Genomic DNA, 24,317 nt, shown 5'->3' with positions numbered 1-24,317 from the left:
GCGGGGGCGGCATGTCTTGCCGATTGCCAGACTCGGAGCACTGCGGCAGTCTGGGCGCAGGCGACATTCGGGAGGTTTTCATGTCCAGATCTATTGCTCTGCCCGCGTTGGCAGGCGTTTTTGCATTGGCCGCCGGGGCGGTATGGGCCGAGTGCGCCGACGACGCGGCCATCGCCGCCTATGTGGTCGATTACATGGCGAAGACACCCACCGCCGCGCTGATCCCGGATGGCACGATGGAGGATGCGCGCTGCACGCAGGACAAGCTGGTTGCCGCGCTGGTCCCGCTTCTTGGTCCGGTGATCGGCTACAAGGCGGGATTGACCAGCAAACCCGCGCAAGAGCGTTTCGGCGCGACAGAGCCGGTGGCGGGTGTTCTGTACCGCGACATGATGCTGGCCGACGGGGCAGAGGTGTCGGCGCGGTTCGGTGCGCGGTCGCTGTTCGAGGCGGACCTGATCCTTGTCGTGGGGGATGCGGCGATCAACGATGCGACAACCGCCGAAGAGGCGATTGCCCATATCTCGGCGGTGCATCCGTTCATCGAATTGCCGGACATCGTCTATGCAGAGGGGCAGCCGATCAACGCGGTGACGCTGACCGCAAACGGGGTCGCGGCGCGCATGGGGGTGATGGGGACGGCAGTGCCGGTCGGGGACGGCATGTTGGCGGCGCTGGGGGAGATAACGGTGACGGTGCGCGATGCCGAGGGCGCGGTGCTGTCGCAAGCGCCCGGCGCGGCGGTGCTGGGCAATCCGGTCAATGCCGCGCTGTGGTTGATGTCCAAGGGCTATGTGCTGAAAGAGGGCGACCTGATCTCTGTCGGGTCCATCGGGCCGCTGCTGGCCCCGCCGCAGGCCAAGGGGGGCGCCAGTGTCAGCTATGACGGATTGCCCGGAAACCCGGTGATTTCGGTGACGTTCACGGACTGACAGCTGCGCCGGGGCCGGTGTTGGCCGGTCCCGGTGTCGTTGGTCACTGCTGCGGTTTCAGTTCAAACCCGTCGAGTTCATAGCGGCGCCCGCAGGGGCCGGCGTCATCGCCGTCGCCGCAGCGCGTGCCCTTGAGGCTGAGCGTCAGAACGCCCGGCTGCCCGGTCAGTGCCGCGTCCTGAATGGCATCCAGAAAGACCCGGCGATAGCGCCCGTCCTCAAGCCCCAGCCAGAAAGAGGTCAGGCAGCCCGCAGGGCCGCAGACCATGTCGGGCGTGCTGTCGCAGACCATCGCGCCGTGGTTCACCCGCAGGTCCATCGGCGGCGTGCCGTCGATGTCGATGGCGACGTCGAAATTCTCACCAACGGTCAATTGGCCGTCCAGCACGGTGCAGGCCTCACGCATGTCGCCAAGGATCTGCGAGGCGGGGTCCTTGAGCGTGCGGCGTTCGACCTCACGCGCGGCGAAATCCGGCTGCGGGCAGTATTGTTCGACCGCCGAAATGGCGTTCTGGCTGCCGATCAGGGTGAACCGATGCACCTCGGGCGCGGCGTCGCCGCTGTACCAGACATGCAGTTGCGCGCGAATCCCGGCCTTCAGGCGCTGGATGCCGCGCAGGTGGGTTTCCTCTAGCGGAGCGTGAAAGCTTTCCAGCCCGCTCTGGCTGAAATCCAGCGATCCGGCCAGCTGCGAGCCGACAAAGAGCAGCGTGTCCAGCCGCGCCGCCGCAACCATTCCGGCCATGTTCTGCGAGGTCAGGCGAAAGGCCAGCGGGTCACCCTGCGCACAGCCCAGTTCAAGGCACAGCACCTTGTCCGTCCCGTTGCAGACGCGGGCGGTATGGACCGCCGCGCCTTCGCCGCCGATGAATTCCCAATCCGCCCGGGCGCCGCTGCTCCAGACGCAGGCCGTCAAAAGGGCCAGGATCAGCGTCTTGAAGGCATTGCGGTGCATGGAGAATCTCCTTTGATTTGATCCAAGGGATGAGTCCACGAGTGAGAGGGCAGGTCAAGTCGTCTGACCGATCACAAAGTTGGCACGTGCTCCTTGCGCCATGCCTGGTCCCCCACGGCCCACCTGAAATCCCGGTCAGGGCGGGCAGCAAGTCGTACGTCGCGCCGACGCTTGCAGGCCGGGGTCGCAGTTGGCCGCGAGTGCCGGTTTGAAACGGTCGGAACAATGTCGAAAAGGCAGGTTTTCGTGACTATGCCCGGTTTATCCAAGGCGCTACGCAGATTTAGGGCCGTGCATTACTGGACTGACCTTTGTCACATTCTTCCTATCGTTCCACATATTTTCCTTTTTGAGGAATAAGGTATAATGAAAAAGTATATTTTGTTGATCCCTCTCGCGGCCTCCCTTTGCGCCTGTACTCAGGTGGTGAGGCAAATTCGGACCATTTATTATCAGGGTGACTCCTATGCCGTGCGCGAGGTCTATTATCCGTTGCTGACCGGCGGAAACAGCGTCTCACACTACGTCGTTGCGGTGAATGGGAAGGATTATCAATGCAATGATCCAAGATCCAACGCGAGTTGCGATCAGACGTTGCTTGATATTCTGTCCGGTGTCTATTTTCGCGGGGCCGATGGCCAAACAGACAAGGATGGTGATTTCGGACGCAATGACGGCGGATTGGCGCGCGGTGGTGACAAGGATGGCGGAGACGGCGGGTACACGCCGCCAACCGACTCAGGCCCAGATCCTGCGCCGACACCCGCTCCCCCTGATCAGAACTAAGAGTGCTGAATCACATTGGCGTTGGATTTGCAGAGCGGCGCAGGCTAAATTTGCAAACCTACCGCTTCTTGGCCCTTTGTTTGCATAGCATCCGCGAGTTTGCAAATATCACCCTGACATTTCGCAAAGCGTCTGCGGTATTCTGTCCTGACCTTCGGTAACAGACTTGCCCGGGCGACGGGCCTGCGCCTAAGCCAATTGTCAGGGAAAAGAGGAGGCTCTCCATGGGTTATCAAGACGTGTATGACAGCTGCCAGGCTGATCCGGAAGGGTTCTGGATGACGGCAGCCGAGGCAATCGATTGGGACCGGAAGCCTTCGAAGGCCCTCTTTGACAAGGGCGACCACATGTATGAGTGGTTTGCCGATGGGATGGTCAACACTTGCTGGAACGCCGTCGACCGTCATGTCGAGGGCGGCCGGGGCGAGCAGACGGCAATCATCTACGACAGCCCGATCACCCATACCAAGCGCGAGATTTCCTACGTCGAGTTGCGCAACCGCGTCGCCAATCTGGCCGGAGCCCTGCGCGCCAAAGGTGTCGAAAAGGGCGACCGCGTCATCATCTACATGCCGATGATCCCCGAGGCGCTGGAGGCGATGCTGGCCTGCGCGCGGTTGGGCGCGATCCATTCGGTTGTCTTTGGCGGTTTTGCCTCGACCGAACTGGCGGTGCGGATTGACGACGCCAAGCCCAAGGCGATCATCGCCGCCTCCTGCGGAATGGAGCCGGGCCGGGTCATCCATTACAAGCCGTTGCTGGACGGGGCTATTGATCTGGCCACGCACAAGCCCGAGTTTTGCGTGATCTTTCAGCGCGAACAGGAGGTGGCGCACCTTACCCCCGGCCGTGACTATAACTGGCACGGGTTTCAATACGGCACCGAACCGGCGGATTGCGTGCCGGTTGAGGGCAACCACCCCGCCTATATCCTCTATACCTCTGGCACCACCGGTCAGCCCAAGGGTGTCGTGCGCCACACCGGCGGCCATCTGGTGGCGCTGAACTGGAGCATGAAGAACCTCTACAACGTCGATCCGGGCGATGTGTTCTGGGCGGCGTCGGATGTGGGTTGGGTCGTGGGACACAGCTATATCACCTACGCCCCGCTGGTGCATGGCAACACCACCATTGTGTTCGAGGGCAAGCCGGTGGGCACACCCGACGCGGGCACGTTCTGGCGGGTGATTCAGGAACACAAGGTGAAGTCGTTCTTCACCGCGCCGACGGCCTTTCGCGCGGTCAAACGCGAGGACCCCAAGGGCGAATTTGTCGGCAAGTACGACCTGAGCGGGCTGCGCGCGGTCTATCTGGCGGGCGAACGGGCAGACCCGGACACCATCGTCTGGGCGCAGGAAATGCTGAAGGTGCCGGTGATCGACCACTGGTGGCAGACAGAGACGGGCTGGTGCATCGCGGGCAACCCGCTGGGGGTAGAGGAATTGCCGACCAAGCTGGGGAGCCCCGCCAAGCCGATGCCGGGCTATGACGTGCAGATCCTCGATGAGGCAGGCCATCCGGTTGGTCCCGACACGCTGGGGGCCATCGCGATCAAGCTGCCGCTGCCGCCGGGGACGCTGCCGACGCTGTGGAACGCCGAGGATCGCTTTCGCAAATCCTACCTCAATACCTTCCCCGGCTACTATGAGACCGGCGATGCGGGGATGAAGGACGAAGAGGGTTATCTGTACATCATGGCGCGCACCGATGATGTGATCAACGTCGCGGGGCATCGCCTGTCGACCGGCGGGATGGAAGAGGTTCTGGCCGGTCATCCGGACGTGGCGGAATGTGCGGTGATCGGCGTGACGGACCAGTTGAAGGGTCAGTTGCCGATGGGCTTTCTCTGTCTGAATTCGGGCACGAACCGGCCCCATGAGGAGATCGTCAAGGAATGCGTCAAGCTGGTGCGGGAGAAAATCGGGCCGGTGGCGGCGTTCAAGCTGGCCTGCGTGGTGGACCGCCTGCCGAAGACGCGGTCGGGGAAAATCCTGCGCGCGACCATGGTGAAAATCGCCGACAGTGAGGAATTCAAGATGCCCGCGACGATTGATGACCCGGCGATTCTGGATGAGATCCGGGTGGCCTTGCAGGAGTTGGGCTACGCCAAGGGGTGAGGGTGTCCACGTGTGGACAGACTTGCGCCTGTTGTAAATCAAGGGCTTACAGAGACGAATTTACACCTTGTTAAGAAACGGCGGGCTTTCGGCCCGCCGTTTTGCAGTTGATGGTGCAGGTCAGCGAGAGTGAGGCTCTATGCGGAACGGCCGCTCCGAGCCCAGAGTCACCGATGCTGCAAGGCGAACGAATGACGATAGTCTGGGCAAAGCCGCCATCGGTCTCGGACAGGTTAGCTAGCAGCAGCCCAAGATCTGTGCCTCTAATTGCTGCGCACGTTCGCTGTTTCAGTCTGCGGTAAAGGAATTAGTGTCCGTGTCATTGCGCAATTATTTTCGTTCGGAATTTGTCTGTGTTGGCAAATCAGTTGTTATTTGGGCTTTGGGGGTGGACGATCTGACGTCGGTCGAAGTCCGCTTAATGCCGGGATAGTTTTGCCCTCCAGCTGCGCGGCGAACATGGTCTTTAAGTGAGGCTTGAAACGCAACTTATCCCGACTTTTGACAAAATCCGGGGTACGAAGTCGGCGGTGACTTTCATGCCGGCCAAGTGCCATGTGGTGCTACTTGCCGTCCAGATGCGCCTCAAGGATCCATAACGACTGGTCGAGAAAGCGCGACGTGGCGGTGAGCAAATCTGCGGTATCGGCATCACCGGCGTTGTCTGCGGCGTTTATGCCGTCGCGTGCGGTGTTGCCCAATCCGGCAAAGCGCTCGGCGAGGGCGGTCAGGTGATCCGTGCCGGTGATGGCCTCAAACGGGTATCGCGCCAATCCGGCCGCCTGCGCTACCGCCTCGACACGACCATCAGGGGTGCCGCCCAGAGTTGCGATACGTTCTGCCACCTCGTCGATTTCCGCGTCCAGCGGTGCGACGAAACTGTCAAACAATTCGTGCAACTGCTGGAAATGCGGGCCGCGCACGGTCCAATGGGCCTGTTTGACGGCCAGCCGCAGCGATAGAGCATCACTTAGGGTGGTTTGTAGGATGGAAATACTGGCTTTGCGGGCATTCTCCGAGAGGCCCAGTCGTGTCTGTCTCATGGCATTATTCCTTGGGTTGGGGGTTATGCGCCCGGGCCGCAATCGATGCAGCGCGGCGGGGGCATTGCGCCCATTTGCAGGTTGGCGTTGAGGATACGCAGGGCGGTGCGCAGGCCTTCCTCGATCACCGGATGATAGAACGGACGCTCCAGCATCTCGGCGACGGTCAGGCGCGATTGCAGGGACCAAGCCAGAAGGTGTGCCAGATGTTCGGCGCGCGGGCCTATCATCTCAGCCCCCAGGAACCGCCCGGTATTGCGTTCGCCGTAAACCCGCAACAGGCCTTTGTTGACACCCATCACGCGGGCACGGCCTTGGTCCGACCAGTCCACGGACCCAAGATCGAAATCCGCACCCCGTTCGGTCAGCGCGCGGTGCGTCTCGCCCACCATCATGATCTGCGGATCACTGAATACGACCGAGATGGGCGCGCTTTTGGTGAACCTCCGGATGTCGGGGTAATGCGCCGCGTTGTAGCCTGCGGCCATGCCTTCGTCAGCGGCCTCGTGCAGCAATGGGATAATGTTATTGGCGTCGCCCGCGATGAAGACAGGTGCCGCGCCACACTGACCAGTGTGCAGATCAAAGACCGGCACGCCGCGCGCGTCCAGCTCAAGCGAGGTGTTCTCAAGCCCCAGTTTGTCCACATTGGGCCGCCGTCCGGTGGCGATCAGGGCATAGTCGTATTCCAGCGTTTCGCCGTCCAGATCGACGGCCACGCCTGTGTCTGTGCGACGATGGTTGCTGACATCCGAATGGGGGTGGAAATCGAATTCATCGGAAAAGTTCTTGCGCGCTTCGGCCAGCACCTCGGGGTCGGTCAACGGTCCGACAAGATTGTCACGGCCAAAGAGTGTTACACGCACGCCGAGCCGGTGCAGCGCCTGACCCAGTTCAAGCCCGATAACGCCCGCGCCAAAAACGGCCACGGACTTGGGCAGTGTGTCCCATGAGAACACATCGTAGTTGACAATGAGCCGGTCGCCGAAACTCTCAAAGAACGGCAGAATGGCGGGGCGCGATCCGGTGGCGATGATGATCGTCTCGGCCAGTACCTTGCGCCCGTCGCTTAGGGACAGTTCGGTGTCAGAGACAAAGGTCGCGCGGGCCCGGATGCGTTGGTGCTCAGGCCAATCCTCGACGGTGTCCTCGACAAAGCCGACAAAACGGTCCCGCTCGCTGCGGACCCGCGCCATGACGGCGGCACCGTCGATCTGTGGCGCAGGGTAGGTGACGCCCATCGACGCAGTATGCGCACTAACATGGGCGGCCTCGGCGGCGGCGATCAACAGTTTGGACGGCATGCATCCGACCCGCGCGCAAGTGGTGCCATAAGGCCCGTCTTCGATCAGCAGAACGTCGTCTGTGGTCTTGGTCACCTCGCGGTAGGCGCGTATGCCCGCGCTACCAGCCCCGATGATTGCGACTTTGGTTTTGAGTGTGGTCATGGTGGTCCCTTTCGTTGGGACCTAACTAATTCAGCATTAATCTCGCCGTAATGCGCCCAATGGCGAATTCATAATTTCGCAGGGTGGAATAATCTAACCATTTAACACCGGTGCTCCGCGCAGTCGGTCGCGCGCGAAATCCAGAAAACAGCGCAGTTTCGCCGTCACCCGCCGTCCTTCCTGATGGACAAGATGGACGGGCAGGCGTTCTGGTTCATGGTCTTCCAACACGGTTTGCAAGTCTCCGGTCAGCAGATCAGGTCCGATTTGATAGGACAACACACGGGTCAGGCCCCACCCCCCACGCGCCAGCGCCAGCCCCGCGCCAACACTCGACACACTTAGCCGGGGTTTGAGACGGACCGACTGGTCTTGATCCTTGCCGAACTTCCACTCGATGTTTGGCAAGACGCCGCCAATCGAAATGATCTTGTGGTTCTGCAAAGCTTGCGGCGCTTTGGGTACGCCATGGGCTTTGAGGTATGCAGGCGAAGCGCAAATGACCCGGCGCACGTGACCGACGCGCACAGCCATCAGGCCAGAGGGCGGCAGATCACCGATCCGCAATGCAACGTCGATGCCTTCCTCGACAAGGTTCACCACCCTGTCGACCGTCAACAGGTCAGCCGAGACATCTGGATAGGCATTAAGGAAATCGGCCAGAACAGGGGCCACGTGGATGCGCCCGAACTCGACCGGGGCGGTGATCCGCAAGAGCCCCGTGGGCCGCGCGGCTGTGCCCGATGCCAGATCGTCGGCAGCCTGCAGATCGGCAAGAATGTTGCGCACCTCTTCGAGATAGCTTTTCCCGACATCGGTCAGTCGCACGACCCGTGTGGTGCGGGTAAACAGCCGCGCGCCGAGGCGTTCCTCAAGCTCATTGATGCCGCGCGTGACCGAGGGCGCGCTCAAGCCCGTCGCCCTGCCGCCTCCTGCAAAGCTGCCCGCATCTGCGACAGCGTTGAAGACTTCCAGCATCTGGATTCTGTCCATGAGCGCCGTCCTTTTGTTCCATTGTACGGAATAGTGACTTTCTAGATGGCGTCATTCTTGCGGTCGGGCAAGTGAATTAGCTTGGGGTCAACACGAAAAAAAGGACCACACCCCATGACCGCCGAAGCCCCCCGCCCGCCGCTCCCGCCCTTTACCGAAGCGACCGCCCGCGAAAAGGTGCGCCTTGCCGAAGATGGCTGGAACGGGCGCAATCCTGAAAAAGTGGCACTGGCCTATACGCCGGACAGCAAGTGGCGCAACCGGGCCGAATTTCCTCAAGGCCGCAAAGAGATCGCCGAATTCCTGACCCGCAAGTGGAACAAGGAACTTGATTATCGGCTGATCAAGGAACTGTGGGCCTATACGGCCAACCGGATCGCTGTGCGCTACGCCTATGAATACCACGACGACAGCGGCAACTGGTTCCGCGCCTATGGCAACGAGAACTGGGAATTTGATGAAAACGGCCTGATGGCAAACCGTCATGCCTCGATCAACGAGGCGCCAATCGCCGAAGCCGACCGCAAGTTTCACTGGCCCCTTGGCCGCCGCCCCGACGATCACCCCGGCCTGAGCGATCTTGGCCTCTGACCCCTTTCAAAAAGGACGAATGATATGACCACCCCGATCAAACTGTACCGGAACCCCAAATCCGGCCATTGCCACCGTGTCGAACTGATGCTCGCTTTCCTTGGTCTGCCCTATGAAACCATCGACCTTGATATGGCCAATGGCGCGCACAAGGCACCGGACTATCTCAAGATCAGCCCGTTTGGTCTGGTTCCCGCAATTGACGATGGCGGCTACACGCTGGCCGACAGCAACGCGATCCTGATTTATCTGGTGCAGACCTACGCCAAGGGATCGCACTGGATGCCCGCGGAGCCCAAAGACGCCGCCGAAGTTCAGCGTTGGCTGACCGTCGCCGCCGACAACGTCTACGCAGGCCCTTGTGCCGCACGTTTGGTCAAGGTCTTTGGCACAGGCCACGACCACGGGGCTGCGGTTGCCAAGGCGCATGACCTCTTCAAGATCATGGACGCGCATCTGGCAGACCGCGACTGGCTGGCCACCGACACGATTACCATCGCTGATATCGCAGGCTACAGCTATATCGCCCACGCCCCCGAAGGCGGTGTCGATCTGGCCCCATACCCGAACGTCCGCGCATGGCTGGACCGCGTTGCGGCACAACCAAACTTTGTTGCGATGGCCTCCTCTCCGATCCCGGAACTGGCCTGAGCATCCGCGCGCCGGGGACCCTCCCACCCCGGCGCGCGCCCATATTTGCTGGAGCGATCCCAATGACCACCACTGACCTGATAAACCCTTTCCACGCGGGCGAACGCGCCGCACAGGACCGTGCGGGCATCGGCAATGTCGCCGAATGGGCAGGTGGCTTCATCCGCGATCACCTTCCCGAACAGCACCGCGCCTTTCATACTTCTCTGCCTTTTATGGTGGTGTCTGGAGGTGATACTGAAGGGCGGACTTGGATCACCGTGGTCGAAGGGCCGGACGGGTATGCCATCTCTCCTGATCCGCGCCGCGTACAATTGAATACGCAACTGGGCGCGGATGACCCGCTTGCCGCAGCCTTCAACACCGGCACTGACATTGGTGTGCTGGGGATCGAACTGGCCACTCGTCGCCGCAACCGCTTTAGCGGTCACGTCAAAGCCGCAGGTGCGGGCTATGCCATCGACATCCGCCAGACCTTTGGAAATTGCCCGCAATACATCCACGAACGCGCTTGGACACGGGTTGAGACGACGCCGGGAACGGCAAAGCACTCTGACGCGCTGACCGAAGACCAAGTCGCGCGGATTGGCGTAGCTGATACCATGTTCATCGGCTCGGGCCATCAGGGCGAAAAAGGCGCGGCGTCGAACGGTTATGACGCCTCGCATCGCGGTGGCGCGCCGGGGTTCGTGCATGTGGCGGACGCCACGCACCTGCAAATCCCCGACTATGCCGGCAACAACTTCTTCAACACCATCGGCAACCTGATCTCGGACCCGCATATCGGGCTGCTGTTCATCGACTTTGAGACTGGCGGCCTGCTGCACATCTCAGGCCGGGCAACCGTCGACTGGGACCCCAAAGGCAGCCACGACCACGACGCATGGCGGATGATCAACGTGGAGATTGACGCGGTGATTGACCGACCCGCCGCCGTTTCGCTTCGCTGGGCAAAGCAGGACCACCTGTCGCGGCGGCTGAAGCTGGCCAAGCGGGTCAAGGAAAGTGCCGACATCACGTCCTTCTACTTCACCCCCGCCGATGGCCGCCCGCTTGATCCGTTTGAGGCGGGCCAGTATCTGCCAATCGAAGTGCAAATTCCCGGCCAGAAAGGCACGTCCAAACGCAGCTATTCGCTGTCAGGTCCGCCGCAGGAGCGCCGCTTCTATCGCATCAGCGTCAAGCGCGAGGACAAGGGCCTTGTGTCCCGTTTTCTGCATGACCAATTGCGCGAAGGCAGTGTGATCGAGGCGCAAAAACCGTCGGGCGATTTTGTCATCCCCTGCTCAAACTGCCCACTGGTGCTGGTCAGCGCGGGTGTGGGGCTCACGCCGATGCTCTCCGCGCTGCATGCCTCGTCCTACCGCGACCGGCCGGTTTGGTATGTGTACGGCACACGCGGCAGCAGTGATCACGCCATGCGCCGCGAAGTAGCAGCGCTGGTGTCCGCCAACCACTATGCCGCTCAGCACATCGCCTACAGCCGTCCGGAAAAGGACGACATCGAGGGTCGCCACTACCATTCCCATGGGCGCATCACGGCGGACATGCTGATCGGCCTAAATGCCGGATCGCAAGCCCAATACATGCTCTGCGGCCCTGCCGCATTCCTTGCGGACATCCGCAACGGGCTGGAGGCACGCGGCGTCGCACCCGAGCAGATCCACTTTGAAACCTTCGGGCCAACAGGATGAGCCGCGCACACCAATTGGCGAAGGCAAAGGCGACCATTGCCCAACTGCAAAAGGCGCTTTCCGAAAAGGACACCCTGATCACGCGCCTGCGCACCGACCTTGCCGAGGCGCAAAAGCATATGCCATGGCTGAGCGAGGCCTGCGGCGATGATCTTTGGCCAGAGTGAACGCAACAGATCAGGCGTCCCAATCGCATGAAACGTAGGACAAGAAGGAAACGACAATGAGCCGACCCGAGATCGAGATCACCCAGCTTTGCAGGTTTCCGATTAAAGGGCTCAGTGCGGAGTCACTGAACACATTGGACCTGATCGCGGGGCAAGGCATCCCGGGTGACAGGCTGTTCGGATTTGCCCGCTACAACTCGGGCTTGGATCCCGCCCATCCACAACCGCTTCCCAAGGACCATTTTGTTGTCCTGCTGAAAGAAGCGGCGCTTGCCGGGCTGCAAACCCGTTTTGAGCCTACGACACAAATTCTCGAAATCACCACGCAGGGTGCCACGACCAAGTTTGCCATGAACGCCCCAGACCAGCGCATTGCAGCGGCACGGTTCCTGCATGACACGCTCAACTTGTCTGACCCGGAACCGCCGGTCTTTGTCTCCTCGGCACCGCATCGGTTTACGGATGTGTCGGTTGTCTCGCCTCAGATGATGAATGCTATTTCAGTCCTGAACCTCGCGTCAGTGCGGGAAATGGAAAAGCGCATCGGCGCAGACATTCATCCTGCCCGTTTCCGCGCCAACCTGGTGATTGATGGCCTGCCGCCTTTCGCGGAACTGGATGCTGTCGGGTCCCTGCTGTCCTTTGGCGAGGTATCTCTTCGCATTCTGTCGCGCACAAAAAGATGCGCAGCAACCGAGGTCAATCCCATCACCGCCGAACGCGACCTCAAAATCCCTTACTTGCTGCGCAAGCATCTGGCGCACACGGATATGGGGATCTATGTCGAAGTTGCTAATGGTGGGACGCTCAGTGTCGGGCAATCGGGCCATTCGTCCGTTTAAAGCAGCCCGTGGCGATTGCATATTGCTGGCTGGAGCGGTGCGTGACGGTCGCAAGCTCCGCCGACGGATATGCCTCACCTTGGCAACAAGAGCAATTTCCATAAGGCTGCCCTGCCCCCTGAAGGTCGCAAGACAGACTGGCTCAACTCAAGTTCACTGCAAACGATCGGTACTCAGCAACACCTCTTTTGGCTGTGGCCGCACAGCGCACAAAGCGGTCGTGGACATGACGACAGCGCAGGCTGACTTTGTCCGCTTAGTCGACCACCGGGTCAACAGCCGCCATAGATTCTTGGGGGGGGGTGCTGGCCGTAGCGTCGAGCCTACACCGCGTTCGGCCACAAACGGCGCCCCCTTACTGCAAACGGCGGGCCGCAAAGCCCGCCGTTATTCGTGCCGGGTCAGCCGTAGTGCGCCACCGGTGTGCCCGCGATGGCGGCCATGTTCAGCAACCCGCGCGCGGTGATCGAGGGGGTGACGATATGGGCGCGGTTGCCCATGCCCATCAGGACCGGACCGACCTCTAGCCCGCCGGATTTCATCTTGAGGATGTTGCGCGTGGCCGAGGCGGCGTCGGCGTGGCCAAAGATCAGCACGTTGGCGCTGCCCTCCATACGGTTGCCGGGGAACTGGCGTTCGCGCAGTTCCGCGTCCAGCGCGCTGTCCACGTTCATCTCACCCTCGTAGCAGAAGTCGCAGTCGCGGGCGTCGAGGATCTGCATGGCGTCGCGCAGGCGCAGCCCGCTGTCGGATTGCTGGTTGCCGAATTGCGATTGTGAGCAGAGCGCGATCTTCGGCTCGATGCCAAAGCGGCGCACGTGCCGCGCCGCGCCGATGGCGGTTTCGGCCAGTTGTTCGGCTGTCGGCTGCTGGTGGACGTGGGTGTCGGCAATGAACAGCGGCCCGTCTTCGAGGATCATCAGCGAGAGCGCCGCCTGCGGGTGGTGTTTGGCGTCACCCAGCACCTGACGGATGTAGTTCAGGTGCCAGAGATATTCGCCGAAGGTGCCGCAGATCAGGCTGTCGGCCTCTTCGCGGTGGACCATGATCGCGCCGATGGCGGTGGTGTTGGTGCGCATGATCGCGCGGGCCAGATCGGGGGTCACACCTCGCCGCGCCATGATCTCATGGTAGCTGCTCCAGTAGTCGCGGTAGCGCGGATCGTTCTCCGGGTTGACGATGTTGAAGTCGCGGTCGGGGCGGATTTCCAGCCCCATACGCTCACACCGGGTGGCGATGACGTCGGGGCGGCCAATCAGGATCGGCTGTTCGGTGGTTTCCTCAAGGATCGCCTGTGCGGCGCGCAGCACGCGCTCATCCTCTCCCTCGGCAAAGACGATCTTGCGCGAGGCGGTGGCGGCGGCCTGAAACACCGGGCGCATCAGCAGCGCGGATTTGTAGACCGAGGCGTCGAGCTTTTGCTTGTAGGCTTGCAGGTCGTCCAGCGGGCGCAGGGCGACGCCAGACTCCATCGCGGCGCGGGCCACGGCGGAGGACACGATGCCCGACAGGCGCGGGTCAAAGGGTTTGGGGATCAGGTAATCAGCCCCAAAGGTCAGGTGCTCGCCGCGATAGGCGGCGGCGGCCTCGGCGCTGGTGGTGGCGCGGGCAAGGGCGGCGATGCCCTCAACGCAGGCGACCTGCATGGCGTCGTTGATCTCTGTCGCGCCCACGTCCAGCGCGCCCCGGAAGATGAAGGGGAAACACAGGACGTTGTTGACCTGATTGGGGAAGTCGCTGCGCCCGGTGGCGATGATCGCGTCCGGCGCGGCCTCGCGGGCAAGGTCCGGCATGATTTCCGGCGTCGGGTTGGCCAGCGCAAAGATGATCGGACGGGTCGCCATGCGGCTGACCTGTTCGGGTTTCAGCACGCCGGGACCGGAGAGGCCAAGGAAGAGGTCCGCGCCCTCGATCACATCGTTTAGCGTGCGCAGGTCGGATTTCTGCGCAAAGGCGGCCTTTTGCGGGTTCATGTCCTCGGCCCGGCCCTCAAAGACCAGTCCGTGAATGTCGCAGAGCCAGATGTTTTCGCGTTTCACGCCCAGCTTCAGCAGCATGTTGAGGCAGGCGATGCCGGCGGCGCCCCCGCCGGTGCTGACCACCTTGATATCGCCCCAGTCCTTGCCCGCCACATGCAGCGCGTTGGTGGCCGCCGCGCCGACGACGATAGCAGTGCCGTGCTGGTCGTCGTGGAAGACCGGAATGTTCATCCGCTCGCGGCAGATTTTTTCCACGATAAAGCAATCGGGGGCCTTGATGTCCTCAAGGTTGATGGCGCCAAAGGTGGGTTCCAGCGCGCAGACGATCTCGGCCAGTTTTTCGGGGTCGGGTTCGTTCACCTCGATGTCGAAACAGTCGATGTTGGCGAATTTCTTGAACAGGACGGCCTTGCCCTCCATCACCGGTTTGGAGGCCAATGCGCCGATGTTGCCAAGGCCCAGAACGGCAGTGCCGTTTGTCACCACGGCCACGAGGTTGCCCTTGGTGGTGTAGCGCGCGGCGTTGGCCGGGTCGGCCTTGATTTCCAGGCAGGCCTCGGCGACGCCGGGGGAATAGGCGCGGCTGAGATCGCGGCCATTGGCCAGCGGCTTGGTCGCGCGGATCTCCAGCTTACCGGGGCGCGGGTTCTCATGGTAGAACAGGGCCGCCTGGCGCAGCGATTCATTGGTGGTGTCGGTCATAAAGAGCCCCTCCCGAAGAGTTTGTTTAATGCTAAACGACCCCGGTCTCCCACGGCAAGAGTCGCGCGTCCGATAGCAGTTTCAGGATGCGATTGAAAACGAAATCCCGAGGCCCGTCCCGGCGGTTCGTCGCTGTTTCGCGCTAACATTCGACCCTCTCCGCCCCTTGCATTCCGCAGGCCGCCTCCGCAACATGGGGCGCGTTCATCGAGAAAGCCCCACCCCATGTCCAATTCCCCTTCCGAATTTGCCGAGCTTGCCGCTGCCGCCCGCGCGGTGCGCGAGAACGCCTATGTACCCTATTCGCATTTCAAGGTCGGCGCAGCCCTGCGCGCGCCCTCTGGTGCGGTTTACGTCGGCTGCAACGTGGAAAACGTCGCCTACCCCGAGGGCACCTGCGCCGAGGCCGGGGCCATCGCGGCGATGGTCGCGGCGGGCGAGACAGAGATTGTCGCCGCCTATGTCATCGCTGACAGCGCGCATCCCGTGCCGCCCTGCGGCGGGTGCCGGCAAAAGCTGTTTGAATTTGCGCGGGGCGATGTGGAGGTAACGATGGCAACCGTTGATGGCGGTGAGGAAACCGTGACGGTGGCGGATCTGCTCCCCGGTGCCTTTGGAAGTTCGCACATGGATCGCACCTGATGGACGCGCGCGGAATCATCGGAGAGCTGCGCCGTGGCGAAGAACCCGCGCCGAAGGAACTGGCGTGGTTTGCGCAAGGGTTGGCCGATGGCACGGTGAGCGCGGCACAGGCCGGGGCCTTTGCCATGGGCGTTTGTCTGCGCGGGTTGTCAGAGGCGGGGCGCGTGGCGTTGACGCTGGCGATGCGGGATTCGGGCCGGGTGCTGGACTGGGACATGGACGCGCCGGTGGTGGACAAGCATTCCACCGGAGGTGTGGGCGATTGCGCCTCTTTGGTGCTGGCCCCGGCCTTGGCGGCCTGCGGGGTCTACGTGCCGATGATCTCTGGCCGGGGGCTGGGCCACACCGGCGGCACATTGGACAAGCTGGAGGCGATCCCCGGCTATTCGGTTGGGGTGGATGAGGCTTTGCTGCGGCATGTGGTGGCGGATGTGGGCTGCGCCATCGTCAGTGCCTCTGCCGATATCGCCCCTGCGGACAAGCGGCTGTATGCGGTGCGCGACGTGACCGGCACGGTCGAGAGCCTTGATCTGATCACCGCGTCGATCCTGTCCAAGAAACTGGCCGCCGGGCTGCAATCGCTGGTGCTGGACGTCAAGACCGGCTCTGGCGCGTTTATGAAAACGGTCGAGGAGTCGCGGGCCTTGGCGCAGGCGCTGGTGAGCACGGCAAACGCTGCCGGGTGTCCCACGACCGCGCTGATCACCGATATGACGCAGCCGCTGGCCCCGGCACTGGGCAACGCGCTGGAGGTCGATGTCTCGATGGCGGTGCTGACCGGGCAGGCCAAGGGGCCGCTGCTGGATCTGAGTATTGCGCTGGGGGCGGAACTGCTGGCGACGGCGGGGATTGCCGATGGTGAGGCCAAGCTGACAAAGGCGATCACCTCTGGCGCGGCGGCCGAGCGGTTCGGCAAGATGGTTTATACGCTGGGCGGGCCGCTGTCCTTTGTCGACGACTGGCGGCGGTTCCTGCCGGAGGCGACGGTCATCCTTGAGGTCCCCGCGCTGGAAGATGGTTATGTGGTGCAGATCGAAGGCGAGGCTTTGGGGTTGGCCGTGATCGACCTTGGCGGCGGGCGGCGGGTCGAGACCGATGTGGTGGACCCGGCGGTGGGCTTTTCCGACGTGGTGCGACTGGGCGACAAGGTGGTCAAGGGCCAGCCCTTGCTGCGGGTCCATGCGGCGCGTGAGGAACAGGCCGCCGCTGCCGCGCAGGCGGTGCTGGGCGCAATCAGGATCGGTGACAAAGCCCCGTCGAATGTGCCCTTGGTTCTGGAAAGGATCAGCTGATGCGCGCTTTTCTGGTGGTGATGGATTCGGTCGGGATTGGCGGCGCGCCGGATGCGGCGCGCTTTTTCAACGATGGGGTGCCGGACACGGGGGCCGACACACTGGGCCATATCTTTGACGCCTGCGCGCGGGGGGAGGCCGAAGACGGCCGCAGCGGGCCATTGCACCTGCCGACACTCGACGGGCTGGGCCTGTATCACGCCGCCGACTTTGCCACTGGCGGAGCGCGCGGCGGTGGAACGGCGACCACCGGCCTGTGGGGCGCGGCAACGGAGGTGTCCAAAGGCAAGGATACGCCCTCGGGCCATTGGGAACTGGCCGGGCTGCCGGTGCCGTGGGACTGGCACTATTTCCCGAACACCACCCCTGCCTTTCCCGAGGAGGTGACCGCCGAGGTCTGCCGGATTGCCGGTGTCGACGGTATTCTTGCCAATTGCCACGGCTCCGGCACCGTGATGCTGGACAAATACGGAGCAGAGCATGTCCGTACCGGCCAGCCGATTTGCTATACCTCTGCGGACAGCGTGTTCCAGATCGCCGCGCATGAGGAGCACTTTGGCCTGCAACGCCTGCTGGATCTGTGTGAGACGCTGGCCCCCACCCTGCACGCGATGAAGGTGGGCCGTGTAATCGCGCGCCCCTTTGTGGGGACGCCGGGGCATTTCACCCGCACCGGCAACCGGCATGACTATGCCATCCAGCCGCCCGATCCCGTGCTGACCAACTGGGTGCAGGACGCCGGTCGCCGGGTCTATGCGGTGGGCAAGATCGGTGACATCTTTTCCATGACGGGCATCGACGAGGTGCGCAAAGGCGATGATGCCACGCTGATGGGGCATCTGTCCGACCTGATCGACGAGGCCGCGGCCGGCAGCCTGACTTTTGCCAATTTTGTCGAGTTCGACAGCCTCTATGGCCATCGCCGCAATGTGTCGGGCTATGCCCGGCATCTGGAATGGTTCGACGCGCAACTGGCGGCGCTGCTGCCGCGCCTGCGCGAAGACGACATGCTGGTGCTGACCGCCGACCACGGCAATGACCCGACATGGATCGGCACCGACCACACCCGCGAACGGGTGCCCGTGTTGGTCGCGGGCAAAGGCGCGGGCAGTCTGGGGCGGATTGCGTTTACCGATGTCGCCGCCTCGATCGCTGCGCATCTTGAGGTGCCCGCGCAGGGCCCCGGAAGGAGTTTCCTGTGATAGACCGCGACCCGATCACTGACGAAGAAGAACTGCACCGCATCGCCAACCTGCCCAAGGTCGAATTGCATCTGCATTTCGAAGGCGCGGCGCCGCCTGCCTTTATCCGCGGTTTGGCGAAGGAAAAGCATGTCGATATCAGCGGGATCTTCAAAGAAGACGGCTCATACGCCTACCGCGATTTCTGGCACTTCCTTGAGGTCTATGAGGCAGCGACGTCGGTTCTGAAAACGCCCGAGGATTTTGCCCGTCTCTGCACGGCCCTGCTGGAGGAAAGCGCGCGCAACGGGGTGGTCTATAGTGAGACCTTCCTGAGCCCCGATTTCTGTGGCGGCGGCGATGTGACGGCGTGGCGTGAATACCTGCACGCGATCCGCGAGGCGGCGGATGCGGCAGAGCGCGACATGGGCATCACCCTGCGCGGCATCGTCACCCCGATCCGCCATTTTGGCCCGGAAAAGGCCAAGCGCGCCGCGCGCTGCGCCGCCGAGACGGCGGGTGACTGGATTGTCGGCCTTGGCATGGGCGGCGACGAAAAGCAGGGCCGCCAGCGCGACTTTGCCTATAGTTTCGACATGGCGCGCGAGGCCGGTCTGCGGCTGACCAGCCATGCGGGCGAATGGCAGGGACCGTCAGAGGTGCGCGAGGCGGTTGAGGATCTGGGCGTCGAACGCATCGGCCACGGGGTCCGCGCCATCGGCGATCTGGCGGTGGTCGACATGCTGATAGAGCGCGAGATCACGCTGGAGGTCTGCCCCGGCTCCAACGTCTTTCTGGGGGTGTTCCCCTCGTTGAAAGAACATCCGATCGAGCGGCTGCGCGAACGGGGTGTCAAGGTGACGGTGTCCACGGATGACCCGCCGTTCTTTCACACCACCATGACGGATGAGTACCTTGGCCTTGCCAAGGCGCACCGTTGGGACGAAGAGGTGTTCGCAAAGATCAACCGCACCGCCCTCGACGCCGCGTTCTGCGATGTGGCCACGCGTGAGGCGGTCCTGAAAAAACTGGAGCCCCGCACATGAGCCAGCACCTGACCGTCGTCGATCACCCCCTTGTCCAGCACAAGCTGACCCTGATGCGGGAAAAGGACACCTCGACCGCGAGTTTCCGGCGGCTGCTGCGGGAAATCAGCTTGCTCTTGGCCTATGAGGTCACGCGCGAGATGCAGATGACCACCAAGCGCATTGAAACGCCGCTGTGTGAGATGGACGCCCCGGTGATCGAGGGCAAAAAGCTGGCGCTGGTGTCGATCCTGCGGGCGGGCAACGGGCTGATGGATGGCATTCTGGAACTGATCCCGGCGGCGCGCGTCGGCTTTATCGGGTTGTACCGGGACGAGGCGACGCTGAAGCCGGTTCAGTATTACAACAAGCTGCCGGAGCAGATGGGCGACCGTCTGACCATCGTGGTCGACCCGATGCTGGCCACCGGGAATTCGTCGGCCGCCGCGATTGATCTGGTCAAGGCTTCCGGTGCCAAGGACATTCGGTTCCTGTGCCTGCTGGCCGCGCCCGAAGGCGTCGCGCGGATGGAAGAGGCGCACCCGGATGTTCCGGTCATCACCGCGTCGCTGGATGAGCGTCTGAACGAAAAGGGCTACATCGTTCCGGGGCTGGGCGATGCAGGCGACCGGATGTTCGGCACCAAATAAGGGGGATGGGGGCGGTCGCGATGCCACCCATAGCGCGTGTGTTTCGCGGCCCGCGACAATCCTGGGTATATGACCCGATTTTCCGCGACCCCGGTTGTGGACATCTCAAAGCCGTTAACAATTTCAAGGCTTTACAGGACGCTTTGTGAAGGGGTATTCTATAGGCCACATCTGTGGGGGCAGACATGACCTTGAAAACGTTCTCTTTTTTTGCACTACTGGTTTCCGGATTCGGAATTTCTTCTCTGCCAGTGGACGCGCAATCCTCGGCCCGGGATGTCCCGGTCAACTTTCCACCGGCGTCTTATACTGGCAGTCAGTTCGTCGATAACCGCGGCTGCGTCTATGTGCGCGCGGGCTTTGACGGGGCGGTGACATGGGTGCCGCGGGTGTCGCGCCAGCGCCAGCAGCTGTGCGGTCAGACGCCGACCTTTGGCACCAAAACCGTCGCCGCACCTGCCGCGCCGGTGCCGACCACAACCAAACCTGTGCAGATCACCACAACGCCGCCGGTCAAGACAGTCGCACCCGCGCGGGTTCAGGTGACCACCACCGCACCCGCGCCCAAGAAGACGGTCAAGCGCACCGTGGTGCGCGCGTCCAAACCCGTCACCGCGCAAACCCCGCGCGTTGTGCGCCGGGTGCCCGTCGCCGCCGCGCCGGTGGCGAAAGCCCCGGTCAAGGTGGTGCCCAAAAGGGTGGTGCAGGGCGGGTATGCCTGCGTCAACGGTGAGACGTTCCGCGTTGTGAACGGCATGAAGCTGCGCGCAAGCTGCGGCCCGCAGACCGCGCCGCATGCCACCGTCATTCGCCGTGGCGAAGCGCCCGCTCCGGGCAAGAACGTCTATTACAACAAGAACAGCTGGGAGGGCAGCAGCCTGAACCTGCCGCCCGAGACGCGCATCGTGCCGAAACACGTGCTGGAACAGCATGATCCGCAGGTGGCCTACGTGCCCGAGGGGTTTAGCCCGGCATGGAAAGACGACCGGCTGAACTCTTACCGCGCATGGCAGACCGTGAAGGGGCATCAGGACACCCAGCAGGTCTGGACCAACACCGTGCCGCGCAAGCTGGTCACGCAGGTCCGCAGGCATGAGGTCAAGCCGCCGGTGGTCGTGGGTCATTCAAAATCGCCGCTGCCGCTGACGCCGGTTGTGACAACACGTGGCCATGCGCCCAAGGCCGTGAGCCAACCCAAGGTCGCAACTGGCCGCTGGATCGAGATCGGCGCCTTTACCACAGCCGACAAGGCGCGCACCGCCGCGCATCGGCTGCAATCGGCGGGTCTGACGGTCCGCATGGGCAGCCACAAGAACCTGTCGCTGCTGCGGGTCGGACCCTATGCCTCGCATGATCAGTTGAAGATGGCGCTTCGCCGGGTCCACATCACCGGCTATACGCAGGCCTATATCCGCTAAGGACAACGCCCCCGAAACAGCCCCGCCCGTGCGCCCCCGCGTGCGGGCGTTCTGCTATCCGCTGCAGATGCCTTGCAGGCGGACCCAATCGGCATCGGTCAGGACCTGACGGCTGTCCTGACCGCTGCGCGGGTCTGCCTCTATCAGCGCCAGCGTGCGCTCTCCGGTGATGTCCAGCGCATAGGCAAAGGGCGTGCTGCGGATCTCGGCCCGGGCAAAGGCGGCGATCAGCGCGTCGGAGGCAGGCAGGTCCGGCTCTATCGCCATCAGGTGTTCGGCATAGGCCGCCAGCGCGCTGTCAGGCAATGCGCCGGTCGTCAGCAGGCGCAGGCTGGCCACCAACCCCGCATGATCCAGCAGCGCAGCGAGCGGATCGGTTTCCCCGGCGCGCACGGTTTCCGATAGCACAAACCCGGCGGCGACGTCGGGATCCTCGTAATCCTCGACCACGGTGCGGCTGAGCAGGACGATCCTGCCCGGCAGATGTGCGCTGCGCCGGGCACCACCCGACAGGACGACAACGCGCCCGCCGCCCTCTAGCAGCCGCGCGGAAAACCGGTCCAGCGGGCCGCGCGCGTCCCGTGATGCGCAGGGTTTGCCCGCAACCCGTTCGATGTGGCGCAGAAGATGCCCGCCGATCTCTGTCCGCTTGACCGGCGGCACCACCGTCACCGCATAGCGTTCCAGTGCGTCCGGCAACCAAAAGACCGCGCCCGCGACCAGCGCCGCGAACAGCCCGCCGGTCAGCAGAAACCGCAGCTTTCCGGGGCGGGGGCGGCGGCGGTCGATCGCCCGCAACAGCCGGTCCACGCCTTCGATCATCTGAGCTTCTGAACCCGCCAGTTCCAGCGTCTCACCCGGTGCGTTGTCGGGGTGATAGATCGCCGGAATCTCCTTGCCGTTGGCGCGGTTGACCGCTCCCAAGGACCAATGCGCCAGCGCGGTGCCGTTGATGTCCGACAGGGTCAGCGTCGCCTCTCCCAGCGACACGATCACCTCGCGGCGCTGTTCCTCCGGCGAGGCCCGCCAGAGGCCGGTCGCTTCGAGACGTGCGAACTGTTTCAGGGCGGTCATCGGGGGCTGCTCTGCCTCACATTTTGGCAACGCTATCATGCGGGGCAGGGCGGGGCAATCTAGCGTACAAGCACCGCGTCAGCTGACGATGCTGATGTTGTAGGTGGAAAAAGCGCGGTCCCGAACCGGGATCAGCGCCTGATATTCCTGACTTTCGAACAATGCGTGTACGGCAGCAATATCCGGGTATTCAACCACCATGATGGTTTCCGCAACTTTTTTCCCGACCACCACGTCACCGACCGGAAACTGCTGAGAAAGTTGGCCTCCGACCTTTTCGAGTAGTGGCATGGCGGCGCTGATGTAGGTCTGGTAATCGTCATCATGGTCGGGGTTTACCGTCAGACAGGCAATGACATAGACGCTCATAGCGACTCCCAAGAGGGCGGTTACGCTTTTACTGTAAATATGCAGCCAAGAGCCGTTACAAAAAGCCTAATTCACAGTCACCAAAAGTCACGTTGCAATCGAGGCGCACCGCTGGATTTGGGTGGATCGGACTGTCACTCCAGCCGTTTGGCCTGTTCGCGCAGGGCGAATTTCTGGATTTTGCCGGTCGAGGTCTTGGGCAGTTCCTGAAAGACCACCTTTTTGGGGGTCTTGAACCCGGCCAGCCTTTCACGGGCAAAGGCGATCATCTCGGCTTCTGTCGCCTCATGCCCGTCCTTGAGTTCGACAAAGGCGCAAGGCACCTCTCCCCATTTCTCATCCGGCTTGGCGACCACCGCACAGAGCAGCACCGCATCGTGGCCCATCAGGCAGCTTTCGACCTCGACCGATGAGATGTTCTCACCGCCCGAGATGATGATGTCCTTGGCGCGGTCGGCGATCTGGACGTAGCCGTCGGGATGCTGGACCGCGATGTCGCCAGAGTGGAAATAGCCGCGCGCAAACGCCTCTGTCGTGGCCTTGGGGTTCTTGTAATATCCTTTCATGACGCCGTTGCCACGGAACATGATTTCGCCCTTGGTGTCGCTGTCGCGGGGGATGTCATGGCCTTCTTCGTCATGCACGGCGACCTCTTCCATAAAGGGCATGGCCACGCCCTGACGGGCCTTGATCGCGGCGCGGGCGTCGCCCTGAAGCGGCTCCCACTCGGGTTTCCATGTGCATTCGGTGGCGGGGCCGTAGACCTCTGTCAGGCCGTAGACCTGCGTCACGTTAAAGCCCATCGGTTCGATTTTCGCCAGCGTCGCCGGGGCCGGGGGCGCGCCTGCGGTGAACACCTCGACCACATGGCCGAAGTCGCGTTTCTGGTCGGCGGGGGCGTTCACCAGCATGTTCAGGACGATGGGCGCGCCGCCAAAATGGGTTGCGCCCTCATCGGCGATGGCGTCAAAGATGGCGGGCGCGGTGATGTCGCGGCAGCAGACAATCGTGCCGCCCAGCGCGGGCATCATCCACGTGTGGCACCAGCCGTTGCAGTGAAACAGCGGCACGATGGTCAGGTATTTGGGGTGCAGCACCATGCGCCAGCTGACGATCTGGCCCATGGCGTTCAGGTAGGCGCCACGGTGGTGATAGACGACACCCTTTGGCCGCCCGGTGGTGCCGGAGGTGTAGTTGAGTGCGATGCTTTCCCACTCATCCTCTGGCATGATCCAGGGGAAATCGGGGTCGCCGGTTTCAAGGAATGCCTCGTAGTTGGTGTAATGGCCATGGGCGTGGACGCCTGCGTGATCGTCGGCGACCTCGACCACCATCGGCGGTTCCCCCTCCATCAGGTCCAGCGCCTCTGCCAGCACGGGCAGGAACTGCGGATCGCAGAGCACGAGTTTCGCGCCGCCGTGGTCTAGGATATAGGCGACGGTGGTCACATCCAGACGGGTGTTGATCGCGTTCAGGATCGCGCCGCAGGCGGGCACGGCGAAATGCGCCTCTGCGTGGGCCGGGATGTTGGGCAGGATCGTGGCGACCACGTCGCCGGGCATCACACCCGACCGCGCGAGGGCCGAGGCCAGCCGCGTCACCCGTTCGATGTATTGGGCGTAAGTCTTGCGGTGCGGGCCGTAGACCACGGCCAGATGATCGGGCCAGATCCCGGCGGCGCGGCGCAGAAAGCTGAGCGGTGTCAGGGGCGTGTAATTCGCTGTTGTCTTGCCCAGTCCGGTTTCGTCTGCCAGCCAGCCCATGAG

22 protein-coding genes are annotated in these 24,317 nt (G+C 62.7%); 14 read left to right on the top strand and 8 right to left on the bottom strand.

The features are described from left to right. Window positions 1-80: 80 nt before the first annotated feature. On the top strand, window positions 81-932 hold the full coding sequence (locus tag VOI21_RS00895; protein WP_323766766.1) for a 2-keto-4-pentenoate hydratase: 852 nt from the start codon (window positions 81-83) through the stop codon (window positions 930-932). 43 nt (window positions 933-975) lie between these two features. Here the strand turns inward: VOI21_RS00895 and VOI21_RS00890 are convergent, their stop codons facing one another. Continuing rightward, complete coding sequence (locus tag VOI21_RS00890; protein ID WP_323766764.1) at window positions 976-1,887, bottom strand: hypothetical protein; 912 nt, start codon at window positions 1,885-1,887, stop codon at window positions 976-978. Window positions 1,888-2,253: 366 nt separating this feature from the next. On the opposite strand from VOI21_RS00890, the gene VOI21_RS00885 reads away from it, so the two are divergent. Continuing rightward, window positions 2,254-2,673, top strand: coding sequence for a hypothetical protein (locus VOI21_RS00885; protein ID WP_323766762.1), 420 nt, complete (start codon window positions 2,254-2,256; stop codon window positions 2,671-2,673). Between the two features lie 224 nt (window positions 2,674-2,897). Further along, the gene (gene prpE / locus VOI21_RS00880) at window positions 2,898-4,790 is read left to right on the top strand and encodes a propionate-CoA ligase PrpE (protein WP_323766760.1); all 1,893 of its coding nucleotides are present in this window, start codon (window positions 2,898-2,900) and stop codon (window positions 4,788-4,790) included. Window positions 4,791-5,353: 563 nt separating this feature from the next. Here prpE and dps read toward each other — a convergent pair. From dps to VOI21_RS00865, 3 genes are all read right to left on the bottom strand, one after another. After that, window positions 5,354-5,833: a DNA starvation/stationary phase protection protein Dps gene (gene dps, locus VOI21_RS00875; RefSeq protein ID WP_323766758.1), complete on the bottom strand. Its 480-nt coding sequence runs from the start codon at window positions 5,831-5,833 to the stop codon at window positions 5,354-5,356. Window positions 5,834-5,856: 23 nt separating this feature from the next. After that, window positions 5,857-7,281 (bottom strand): dihydrolipoyl dehydrogenase, encoded by a 1,425-nt coding sequence (locus tag VOI21_RS00870; protein WP_323766756.1) that lies wholly within the window; start codon window positions 7,279-7,281, stop codon window positions 5,857-5,859. A 93-nt stretch (window positions 7,282-7,374) separates the two neighbouring features. After that, window positions 7,375-8,274: a LysR family transcriptional regulator gene (locus tag VOI21_RS00865; RefSeq protein WP_323766754.1), complete on the bottom strand. Its 900-nt coding sequence runs from the start codon at window positions 8,272-8,274 to the stop codon at window positions 7,375-7,377. Window positions 8,275-8,388: 114 nt separating this feature from the next. Here VOI21_RS00865 and VOI21_RS00860 point away from each other — a divergent pair, with 114 nt between their 5' ends. From VOI21_RS00860 to VOI21_RS00840, 5 genes are all read left to right on the top strand, one after another. Continuing rightward, window positions 8,389-8,865, top strand: a complete 477-nt coding sequence (locus VOI21_RS00860; RefSeq protein ID WP_323766752.1) for a nuclear transport factor 2 family protein — start codon at window positions 8,389-8,391, stop codon at window positions 8,863-8,865. A 24-nt stretch (window positions 8,866-8,889) separates the two neighbouring features. Further along, on the top strand, window positions 8,890-9,516 hold the full coding sequence (locus VOI21_RS00855) for a glutathione S-transferase (protein WP_323766750.1): 627 nt from the start codon (window positions 8,890-8,892) through the stop codon (window positions 9,514-9,516). 62 nt (window positions 9,517-9,578) lie between these two features. Further along, window positions 9,579-11,210: a pyridoxamine 5'-phosphate oxidase family protein gene (locus VOI21_RS00850; protein WP_323766748.1), complete on the top strand. Its 1,632-nt coding sequence runs from the start codon at window positions 9,579-9,581 to the stop codon at window positions 11,208-11,210. Further along, entirely contained in the window at window positions 11,207-11,377 is a 171-nt protein-coding gene (locus tag VOI21_RS00845; RefSeq protein WP_323766746.1) for a hypothetical protein, read from the top strand. The genes VOI21_RS00850 and VOI21_RS00845 overlap by 4 nt, the downstream gene beginning before the upstream one ends. Window positions 11,378-11,433: 56 nt before the next feature. Further along, window positions 11,434-12,219 carry an MOSC domain-containing protein gene (locus VOI21_RS00840; RefSeq protein WP_323766744.1) on the top strand — a complete coding sequence of 262 codons (786 nt, stop codon included), beginning with the start codon at window positions 11,434-11,436 and terminating at the stop codon, window positions 12,217-12,219. Between the two features lie 401 nt (window positions 12,220-12,620). Here the strand turns inward: VOI21_RS00840 and VOI21_RS00835 are convergent, their stop codons facing one another. Further along, window positions 12,621-14,900 (bottom strand): NADP-dependent malic enzyme, encoded by a 2,280-nt coding sequence (locus VOI21_RS00835; protein WP_323766742.1) that lies wholly within the window; start codon window positions 14,898-14,900, stop codon window positions 12,621-12,623. A gap of 225 nt (window positions 14,901-15,125) precedes the next feature. On the opposite strand from VOI21_RS00835, the gene VOI21_RS00830 reads away from it, so the two are divergent. The 6 genes from VOI21_RS00830 (at window position 15,126) to VOI21_RS00805 (ending at window position 21,108) form a co-directional block, all read left to right on the top strand. Then, complete coding sequence (locus tag VOI21_RS00830) at window positions 15,126-15,542, top strand: cytidine deaminase (protein WP_323766740.1); 417 nt, start codon at window positions 15,126-15,128, stop codon at window positions 15,540-15,542. Then, window positions 15,542-16,834 (top strand): thymidine phosphorylase, encoded by a 1,293-nt coding sequence (locus tag VOI21_RS00825; protein ID WP_323766738.1) that lies wholly within the window; start codon window positions 15,542-15,544, stop codon window positions 16,832-16,834. Before VOI21_RS00830 ends, VOI21_RS00825 begins: the two co-directional genes overlap by 1 nt. Beyond that, the gene (locus VOI21_RS00820; protein WP_323766736.1) at window positions 16,834-18,036 is read left to right on the top strand and encodes a phosphopentomutase; all 1,203 of its coding nucleotides are present in this window, start codon (window positions 16,834-16,836) and stop codon (window positions 18,034-18,036) included. The genes VOI21_RS00825 and VOI21_RS00820 overlap by 1 nt, the downstream gene beginning before the upstream one ends. After that, the gene (locus VOI21_RS00815; protein WP_323766734.1) at window positions 18,033-19,061 is read left to right on the top strand and encodes an adenosine deaminase; all 1,029 of its coding nucleotides are present in this window, start codon (window positions 18,033-18,035) and stop codon (window positions 19,059-19,061) included. Before VOI21_RS00820 ends, VOI21_RS00815 begins: the two co-directional genes overlap by 4 nt. Then, window positions 19,058-19,690, top strand: a complete 633-nt coding sequence (gene upp, locus VOI21_RS00810; protein ID WP_323766732.1) for a uracil phosphoribosyltransferase — start codon at window positions 19,058-19,060, stop codon at window positions 19,688-19,690. Before VOI21_RS00815 ends, upp begins: the two co-directional genes overlap by 4 nt. Before the next feature lie 185 nt (window positions 19,691-19,875). Beyond that, on the top strand, window positions 19,876-21,108 hold the full coding sequence (locus tag VOI21_RS00805; protein WP_323766730.1) for an SPOR domain-containing protein: 1,233 nt from the start codon (window positions 19,876-19,878) through the stop codon (window positions 21,106-21,108). Between the two features lie 54 nt (window positions 21,109-21,162). Here VOI21_RS00805 and VOI21_RS00800 read toward each other — a convergent pair whose 3' ends face one another. The 3 genes from VOI21_RS00800 to VOI21_RS00790 form a co-directional block, all read right to left on the bottom strand. Beyond that, entirely contained in the window at window positions 21,163-22,182 is a 1,020-nt protein-coding gene (locus VOI21_RS00800; RefSeq protein WP_323766728.1) for a hypothetical protein, read from the bottom strand. A gap of 78 nt (window positions 22,183-22,260) precedes the next feature. Then, a complete protein-coding gene (locus VOI21_RS00795) occupies window positions 22,261-22,551 on the bottom strand; it encodes a DUF1330 domain-containing protein (RefSeq protein ID WP_323766726.1) in 291 nt (96 codons plus the stop codon). A 134-nt stretch (window positions 22,552-22,685) separates the two neighbouring features. After that, on the bottom strand, window positions 22,686-24,314 hold the full coding sequence (locus tag VOI21_RS00790; RefSeq protein ID WP_323766724.1) for an AMP-binding protein: 1,629 nt from the start codon (window positions 24,312-24,314) through the stop codon (window positions 22,686-22,688). Between the last annotated feature and the right edge of the window lie 3 nt (window positions 24,315-24,317).

This window comes from Antarctobacter sp., from assembly GCF_034670325.1.
In the GTDB taxonomy this organism is placed as follows: Bacteria; Pseudomonadota; Alphaproteobacteria; order Rhodobacterales; family Rhodobacteraceae; genus Antarctobacter.
This window is presented reverse-complemented; position numbering and strand designations above follow the sequence as displayed.